Origin of the sequence: Pseudomonas sp. PS01303 (genome assembly GCF_029959385.1) — a bacterium.
Classification (GTDB): Bacteria; Pseudomonadota; Gammaproteobacteria; order Pseudomonadales; family Pseudomonadaceae; genus Aquipseudomonas; species Aquipseudomonas rustica.
Window position 1 is genome coordinate 1 of record NZ_JASCPK010000202.1, and the last position, 8,092, is coordinate 8,092.

Consider the following 8,092-nt stretch of genomic DNA (forward strand, 5'->3'; position numbering starts at 1 on the left):
GGGCTGCGCAGCGGCCCCGCTCTTTTCAGGGCCGCTGCGCAGCCCAACGGGGATAAATCCCCTCGCCACAGTAGATCTCCTCAGCACACTGGATCTCATTTGCCATGAGATCAGCGCAAATATTCAGCCAGGCCGCTATAGCAAGTCGCAAGGTGATACGGCGTGGTCGAAGGCATGTCCTTGCGACTCACCTCACCCTGCTCATCCCGGCATTCATGCCAGCCACCGGCATGCAGAAACCGCTGCTGCAACGCCTGCAACTGACGCAACACCACCGCCTCGCTGCCCTGACGCAAGGTCAGCGCGCGCAAATATTCCGCCTGCGCCCAGATTCGTTGAGTCGAATCCTTCGGCTGGCCATCCTGTCGCAGATCGAGCATCGCCCGCACCGCGCCTGACGGCTGTTCCACGCCATGCTGCTCAGTAAACGCAAACGCCCGATCCAGCGCCGCGTGCAGTTTCGAACCGCGCAACAACGGCGACGACTCGAGCAGGAAATACCATTCGAACTGATGCCCCGGCTCGTACCAGTTATCCACAGCCCCCAGTGGTTTCTCCATTAACACGCCATGTTGCGGATCGACGAAGCGCTTGTGCATGGCTGTGCATAACTCCAGCAACGCGGTTTGGGTCTGGGCATCTTCGCGAACGGCGAGCGTGGCGAGGAAGGCTTCGGCCAGGTGCATCAACGGGTTTTGCAAAGGGCCGGTTTCGAGGGTGATCCAGTCGCGATCCAGGCACGCCTCGTACAACCCATCACCGGTGGCAAAGCGTCGGCCAATTATTTCCAGCGCCGCATTCAACGTCGACTCGACCAGCGGATCGCCGGACTTGCCCCAGTAATGCGCGCAAGCAAAAAGGATGAAGGCGTGGGTGTAGAGATCCTTGCGCTGATCCAGCGGCTTGCCTTGCGCATCGATGCTGTAGAACCAGCCGCCGTGGTCGGCATCGTGGAAGTGCCGTTGCAAGGAGCGGAACAGCGCCGCCGCGCGAACCTCTGCGTTATCCACAACCCCGATCAGACTGGAAAACAGATACAACTGCCGCGCGCAGGCCATCGCGCGATAGCGCTGCGGTGGCAAGGGTTGATGCGCGGCGTCCAGCGCCTCGTACGGCAGCGCCATGTCGGCGTTCCAGCCCGGGCCTTGCCAGAGGGGCACGATCACGTTGACGAAGTGCTGTTGCACAGCGCCGAACAGGGCGGTCAATTCAGGCAGGGAGGTGGAGCGGGAAGCGTGGGGCATGGGCGGACGTCGTCACGGGCTGGGGCGATTGCGCGACATGGTAGCAGAGAGCACTGCTTGAGAGAGACGGTGTCTGTCAGGCCGCCTTCGCGAGCAAGCTCAGCTCCTACAAGTTATGCGCGATGGCCACAACCGTGTGAACACCAAAGATCCCTGTAGGAGCCGAGCTTGCTCGCGAAGAGGCCAGCTCAGACGCTAAAAATTCAACCCGCCAACAACCAGGCACCGGTCACCGCCGAAGCCGCACCTGCAAGACGAACCAACGGCGCAGCAGCCTGAGGCAGAAAACGCACCAGCGCATAACCCGTCGCATGCAACACCGCCGTAGCTGCCACAAAACCCGCCGCATACGCCCACGGGCTAGTCATATCCGGCAATTCCAAACCATGCGCGACACCATGGAACAACGCAAACACCGCCGTCGCCACCGCCGCCATCACCAACGGCGGACGCACGGCCAATGCCACCGCCAGACCCAGCGCCAGCACCGACGCGGCAATGCCGCTTTCCAGCGCCGGCAGTTCCAGCCCTTCAAACCCGAGCAGGCCACCAATCAACATGGTGCCGACAAACGTGCACGGCAGGGCCCAACGCGCGGCGCCTTGTTGCTGCGCCGCCCACAAACCGACGGCAACCATTGCCAACAAATGGTCGAGGCCACCAATCGGGTGGCTGATGCCGGCGATCAATCCACTGTCGCCGTGGCCCGGGTGGGCGAAGGCCAGCGCCGGGGTCAGCAGCAGTGCCATGGCGCCGAGAATGCGTTTAAGTGTCATGAATAAGCTTCCTTGTTGATAAATAAATCAGGCTGCGGTCAGCAGGCCCTGGCGTTCGATGAAGGCGATGATGGCTTCCAGACCCTGACCGGTTTTCTGGTTGCTGAAGACGAACGGCTTGCCGTTGCGCATGCGTTTTGTGTCGCTGTCCATCATTTCCAGCGAGGCGCCCACCAGCGGCGCCAAGTCGATCTTGTTGATCACCAGCAGATCGGATTTGCAGATCCCTGGCCCGCCCTTGCGTGGCAGCTTGTCGCCGGCGGAGACGTCGATCACATAGATAGTCAGGTCGGACAGTTCCGGGCTGAACGTCGCCGACAGGTTATCGCCGCCCGACTCGACGAGAATCAGATCCAGCCCCGGGAAGCGCCGGTTCAGTTGATCGACCGCTTCAAGGTTGATCGAGGCGTCTTCGCGGATTGCCGTGTGCGGGCAGCCGCCGGTTTCCACGCCGATGATGCGCTCCGGCGCGAGGGCTTCATTGCGCACGAGGAAATCGGCATCTTCGCGGGTGTAGATATCGTTGGTGACCACGGCGAGGTTGTAGCGCTCGCGCAGGGCCAGACACAGGGCCAGGGTCAACGCGGTTTTGCCGGAACCGACCGGGCCGCCGATGCCGACGCGCAGAGGTTGTGTGTTCATGAATGTTTCTCCTAGGAGCGAAAGAGGCGGCTGTACTGGCGCTCGTGGGCCATGCACGCCAGGGACAGGCCGAACGCGGCGCTGCCGATGTGTTCGGGATTGATTCGGGTCGCGTCCTGCTGCGCCTGTTGCAGTAACGGCAGCAATTCGCTGGTCAGGCGCTGGGCGGCTTGCTGGCCCAGCGGCAGGGTTTTCATCAGCACGGCGAGCTGGTTTTCCAGCCAACTCCACAGCCACGCGGCGAGGGCGTCTTGCGGGCTGATGCCCCAGGCGCGTGCAGCCAGCGCCCAGCACAAGGCCAGATGCGGTTCAGTGCGTTGATCGAGAAAATCACGGGCAGGCGCGTCGAGCTCCGGCAAACCGTTGAGCAGTTGCTGCAACGAATAGCCCATCTGCCGACTTTCCAGATGCAACTCGCGAGTCTCGCGGCTGGCGCGATGGCTTTCGCAGAGGATCAGCAACTCGCTCCAGTTTTCATCCGCCGCTGCCTGGCAATGCGCAAGCAACAGCGGCGCCTCAAAGCGCGACAGGTTCAACAGCAACTGATCGCTGATCCAGCGGCGGGCGTCGTCCGGGTTTTTCACCCGTTCGTTATCCACCGCCATTTCCAGGCCTTGCGAATAGCTGTAGCCGCCAATCGGCAGCTGCGGACTGGCCAGGCGCAGCAGCGCCCAGGCCGGATTCACAGGCGTACGCCGAACTGATGGAGTTTCGGCGCGTAGTTGAAGTCTTCGTCGCCGTGTCGTGAATGGTGGTGGCCGCCGCCATAAGCACCATGTTCCGGCTGGAACGGTGCTTCGATGGCTGAGACCTGCGCGCCCAATTGTTCGAGCATCGCCTTGAGTACGTAATCGTCGAGCAGACGCAGCCAGCCGTCACCGACCTGCAGGGCGACATGGCGGTTACCGAGGTGATAAGCGGCGCGGGTCAGTTCGAAGGCGTTGGCGCAGGTGACGTGCAGCAACTGCTCGGGGCGGGCGCAGACGCGGACGATGCGGCCGTCTTCAGCCTGTAGGCATTCGCCGTCATACAGCGGCGGTTGGCCACGCTCCAAAAACAACCCGACGTCTTCGCCCTCGGCACTGAAACAGCGCAAACGGCTTTTGCTCCGCGCTTCGAAGGTCAGGTGCAACTCGGCGACCCAGACGGGTTGAGGGTCGATTCTGCGGTGAATCACCAGCATCGGAAAACTTCCAGCTATGGACAATGATTGGTCTAGAGCAAGGGCCTTGCCAATCGGACGAGATGTAGGAAATCCCTGTCGGAGAGTAGTGAATGTTTCAAGATGTTGCGGGGATTTGGAAGGTTTTGGTGCATGAAGGTTTTTACATGCACCAATTTGCAGCGGGCAAAAAAAGATCGCAGCCTTCGGCAGCTCCTACATGAAACGCAATTTCTGTAGGAGTTGCCGAAGGCTGCGATCTCTTGATCTTTACTCGGTACTGCCCAGGCCCTGCCAATGCTTCAGGCCGATAAAGATAAAACGCAGCTGCTGAGTGATCTTCGCCTGTGGCGTCAGATGCTCCGGCAGCGCTTCGGCGGGCGGGTCGATGATGTCGGGGAGGGTGGCGAACACCGATTTGACGATCAGATCAGCCATCACACTCAGGCCATCGGCATCGAGATGCTGGAGCTTGGGCATCATCGTCAGATCCGATGCAAGGTCGGAGCTGATGTTTTCGCGCAACCGACCAATGGCTTGCCGCACCGGCAGCGAACCACCGTATTGCTCGCGGGCGAGAAACAGAAATTGCGAGCGATTAGCGCTGACCACATCAAGAAAGATCCGCACCGAGGCATCGATAATACCGCCCATGACGAATTCGTTGTGGCGCACCAGGCGGATGGTTTCGCGGAAGGTCTGACCGACTTCGCTGACCAGCACCAAACCCAATTCGTCCATATCGGCAAAATGCCGGTAGAAACCGGTGGGCACGATCCCGGCGGTTTTGGTCACTTCGCGCAGGCTCAGGCTGCCGAATCCTCGGCCGCTTTCCATCAGGTGGCGGGCAGCGTCCATCAGGGCGTTGCGGGTCTGTTGCTTCTGTTCGGCGCGGGGCAGCATCGCAGGGTGTGTTCTTCGGCGGGACAAGCGCCGCACTCTAGCAAATCGGCTTTATCGGCGTCGAACGGCAGGACGGTGCAGCGGGGATTTTTGCGGGATGTTTTACCGGGGCCTGAAAAGTCAAAAGCCCAATCCGTCGATTGGGCTTTTTTTCTGGGCCACCATGGGCTCAGCTCACAGCGCTGTTGCGTTCGATCACACGATCACCACCACCTTCGGCAACAGCCTGGCCTTGTGGGGTTTTGTCGTAGCCGTCTTCAACCAGGCCTTTTTCTTCGAGGCGGTTGCGACCGTTTTCGGCGACAGCCTGACCTTGAGGGGTTTTGTCGTAGCCATCTTCGACCAGACCTTTTTCTTCCAGGCGATCACGGCCGCCTTCTGCTACAGCTTGACCCTGTGGAGTTTTGTCGTAGCCGTCTTCAGCGAGGGTGCCTTTGGTGTGGTCGGAGCCGTCGGCAGCAACGGTCTGGCTGAACACCGAGTAGCTGGTTTTCACTTGTGGCGTGGCTTGTTCGGCAGCAGGCAGAGCGAAAGCAGTGCTGGCCAGCATCGAGAGGGTAAGGCTAAGCAGTAATTGGCGTTTCATGATGGGTTGCTCCTTGGGAGGGCGATAAAGTGGGTACGAGGTCAATGCTACTCTCGATAAGTCGATATAAAAGTTCATAAACGCAATGGTAATAATCAACAGAATTGATTGTTCTGGCGGGAGGCTCTAGATCGGGCCTTTCAGAGCATCGGTTTTGCACCGAGGTGGGTATTTTCGACCCACTCGCGCCTCGCAAAAGTGCGGGTCGCGGTAACGCTGTTCGACTGATCGGTCAGAATTCACCCGGGTTTTTCCGTCTTAATCGGCTTTTCGGTTAAACCTGCGGGCCTTTTGCCAGTCACAGTTTTCATAGGGGCCGCTTTGGCCCGCCGTTTCAGCCTTTCACCGTGTTTTGGGTGAGGGGTCGTGATCAGGAGTTTTGTGCATGACGCGCACTGGAAAAATCTTCAGCTGGACCTTCGCCATCCTCGTGCTGCTACTGGCCGTGCTGGTATTGATCATCGTGTTCTTCGACTGGAACCGGATCAAACCGCCGCTCAACGCCAAAGTCTCGGAAGAACTGCACCGACCGTTTGCCATCAATGGCAACCTCGCGGTGATCTGGCAGCGCGAGCCGGATGAAGGCGGCTGGCGCGCTTGGGTGCCGTGGCCGCATGTGGTTGCCGAGGATTTGAGCCTGGGCAATCCGGACTGGTCGAAGAAACCGCAGATGGTCACCCTCAAACGTGTCGAACTGCGCATCTCGCCACTGGCGCTGCTGGCGCAACGCGTGGTGATTCCGCGAATCGACCTGACCGAGCCCAACGCCGATCTGCAACGACTGGCGGATGGTCGCGCCAACTGGGTGTTCAAGTTTGATCCCAAGGATCCGAATGCTGAACCGTCGAGCTGGGTGGTCGACATCGGCGCCATCGGTTTCGACAAGGGCCACGTCACCCTCGATGACCAGACCCTGAAAACCAATCTCGATGTGCTGATCGATCCGCTGGGCAAGCCGATTCCGTACAGCGACATCGTTGGCGACAAAGCGGCGAAAACCGCGCAGGACAAGGGCGGCGCGCCGCAGGACTACGCGTTTGCGCTCAAGGTCAAAGGCCAATACCACGGCCAGAACCTTACTGGCCAGGGCAAGATCGGCGGATTGCTGGCCTTGCAGGACGCGAGCAAACCGTTTCCGCTGCAAGCCCAGGCGAAGATCGGCGACACCCGCATTGAACTGGCCGGCACCCTGACCGACCCGATGAATCTCGGCGCCCTTGACCTGCGCCTGAAACTGGCCGGCGACAGCCTCGGCAATCTATACCCGCTGACCGGCGTCACGCTGCCCGACACGCCGCCGTATTCCACCGACGGTCATTTGATCGCCAAACTGCATGACGCTGCCGGCGCGAAATTCACTTACGAAAAATTCAACGGCAAGATCGGCAACAGCGATATTCATGGCGACCTGACTTACGCCGCTACCCAGCCGCGACCAAAACTCAGCGGTGCGCTGGTTTCCAATCAACTGCTATTCGCCGACCTTGCGCCGCTGATCGGCGCCGATTCGAATGACAAGCAAAAGGCCCGTGGCGGCGACAGCAAGCAACCGGCGGATAAAGTGCTGCCGGTCGAGGAGTTCAAGACCGACCGCTGGCGCGCGATGGATGCCGACGTCGAGTTCACCGGCAAGCGCATCGTCCACAGCGAGAAGCTGCCGTTCAATGACCTCTATACGCATCTGGTGCTCAACGACGGCGAACTGAGCTTGCAGCCGCTGCGCTTCGGCGTCGCTGGCGGCAATCTCGATGCACAAATCCGTCTCAACGGCCGCACCGAACCGATGGAAGGCCAGGCCAAACTCACCGCGCGCCGCTTCAAGCTCAAAGAGTTGTTCCCGACCTTTGAACCGATGAAGACCAGTTTCGGCGAGCTGAATGGCGACGCCGATATCAGCGGTCGCGGCAACTCGGTGGCGAAGCTGCTGGGCGGTGCCAATGGCAAGTTGAAGATGCTGATCAATGACGGTGCGATCAGTCGTGAATTGATGGAGCTGGCCGGGCTTAACGTCGGTAACTACGTGGTCGGCAAAATCTTTGGCGACAAGGAAGTGAAGATCAACTGCGCGGCGGCGGATTTCGATATCAAAACCGGTCTGGCGACCACGCAGCTGTTTGTCTTCGATACCGAGAACGCGATCATTTATATCGATGGCACGGCGAACATGGCCACCGAGCAACTGGATCTGACGGTGACGCCGGAATCGAAGGGCTGGCGTTTGATTTCCCTGCGTTCGCCGCTGTACGTGCGCGGCAAGTTCATCAAGCCGGACGCCGGGGTTAAACCAGTGCCGTTGCTGTTGCGCGGTGCGGGGATGGTGGCATTGGGCGTGATTGCGGCACCGGCGGCGGGGTTGCTGGCGTTGGTGGCGCCGAGTGGTGGCGAGCCGAATCAGTGTGCGCCGTTGCTGGAGCAGATGAAGGAAGGGAAAGCGCCGGTAACCGTTAAACCCACCAAGTAATCGGGCATGAGCAAAAGATCGCAGCCTTCGGCAGCTCCTACACCGATCGTTCCCACGCTCTGCGTGGGAATGCCTCTACGGACGCTCCGCGTTGGCATTAAAAAGGCACGCAGAGCGTGCCGGGCTGCATTCCCACGCGGAGCGTGGGAACGATCAGTTAATGCATTCTCATGTAGGAGCTGCCGAAGGCTGCGATCTTTGTGCTTTTGTTGCGGCCTCTTCGCGAGCAGGCTCGCTCCCACATTGGAATGCATTTCAAATGTGGGAGCGAGCCTGCTCGCGAAGGCGATTTATCAGGGTTTAGAGGTCGTTCAGGAT

Annotated in this window: 8 protein-coding genes; 1 reads left to right on the forward strand and 7 read right to left on the reverse strand. The window is 60.0% G+C overall.

All coding sequences use genetic code 11. The features are described from left to right. Positions 1–110: 110 nt before the first annotated feature. From QMX93_RS28530 to QMX93_RS28560, 7 genes are all read right to left on the reverse strand, one after another. The gene (locus QMX93_RS28530) at positions 111–1,244 is read right to left on the reverse strand and encodes an AGE family epimerase/isomerase (RefSeq protein ID WP_282358883.1); all 1,134 of its coding nucleotides are present in this window, start codon (positions 1,242–1,244) and stop codon (positions 111–113) included. A 203-nt stretch (positions 1,245–1,447) separates the two neighbouring features. Further along, positions 1,448–2,020: a HupE/UreJ family protein gene (locus tag QMX93_RS28535; RefSeq protein WP_282358884.1), complete on the reverse strand. Its 573-nt coding sequence runs from the start codon at positions 2,018–2,020 to the stop codon at positions 1,448–1,450. Between the two features lie 27 nt (positions 2,021–2,047). Then, the gene (gene ureG, locus QMX93_RS28540) at positions 2,048–2,662 is read right to left on the reverse strand and encodes an urease accessory protein UreG (RefSeq protein ID WP_053116815.1); all 615 of its coding nucleotides are present in this window, start codon (positions 2,660–2,662) and stop codon (positions 2,048–2,050) included. Between the two features lie 11 nt (positions 2,663–2,673). After that, on the reverse strand, positions 2,674–3,348 hold the full coding sequence (locus QMX93_RS28545; RefSeq protein ID WP_282358885.1) for an urease accessory protein UreF: 675 nt from the start codon (positions 3,346–3,348) through the stop codon (positions 2,674–2,676). Beyond that, positions 3,345–3,845, reverse strand: a complete 501-nt coding sequence (ureE, locus tag QMX93_RS28550) for an urease accessory protein UreE (RefSeq protein WP_282358887.1) — start codon at positions 3,843–3,845, stop codon at positions 3,345–3,347. The genes QMX93_RS28545 and ureE overlap by 4 nt, the downstream gene beginning before the upstream one ends. A 249-nt stretch (positions 3,846–4,094) precedes the next feature. Continuing rightward, entirely contained in the window at positions 4,095–4,727 is a 633-nt protein-coding gene (locus QMX93_RS28555; protein WP_053116818.1) for a TetR family transcriptional regulator, read from the reverse strand. A gap of 169 nt (positions 4,728–4,896) precedes the next feature. Continuing rightward, a complete protein-coding gene (locus QMX93_RS28560) occupies positions 4,897–5,313 on the reverse strand; it encodes a hypothetical protein (protein ID WP_053116819.1) in 417 nt (138 codons plus the stop codon). 385 nt (positions 5,314–5,698) lie between these two features. Between QMX93_RS28560 and QMX93_RS28565 the strand changes: the two genes are divergently transcribed. After that, a complete protein-coding gene (locus tag QMX93_RS28565) occupies positions 5,699–7,774 on the forward strand; it encodes an AsmA family protein (protein WP_282358888.1) in 2,076 nt (691 codons plus the stop codon). Positions 7,775–8,092: the final 318 nt, after the last annotated feature.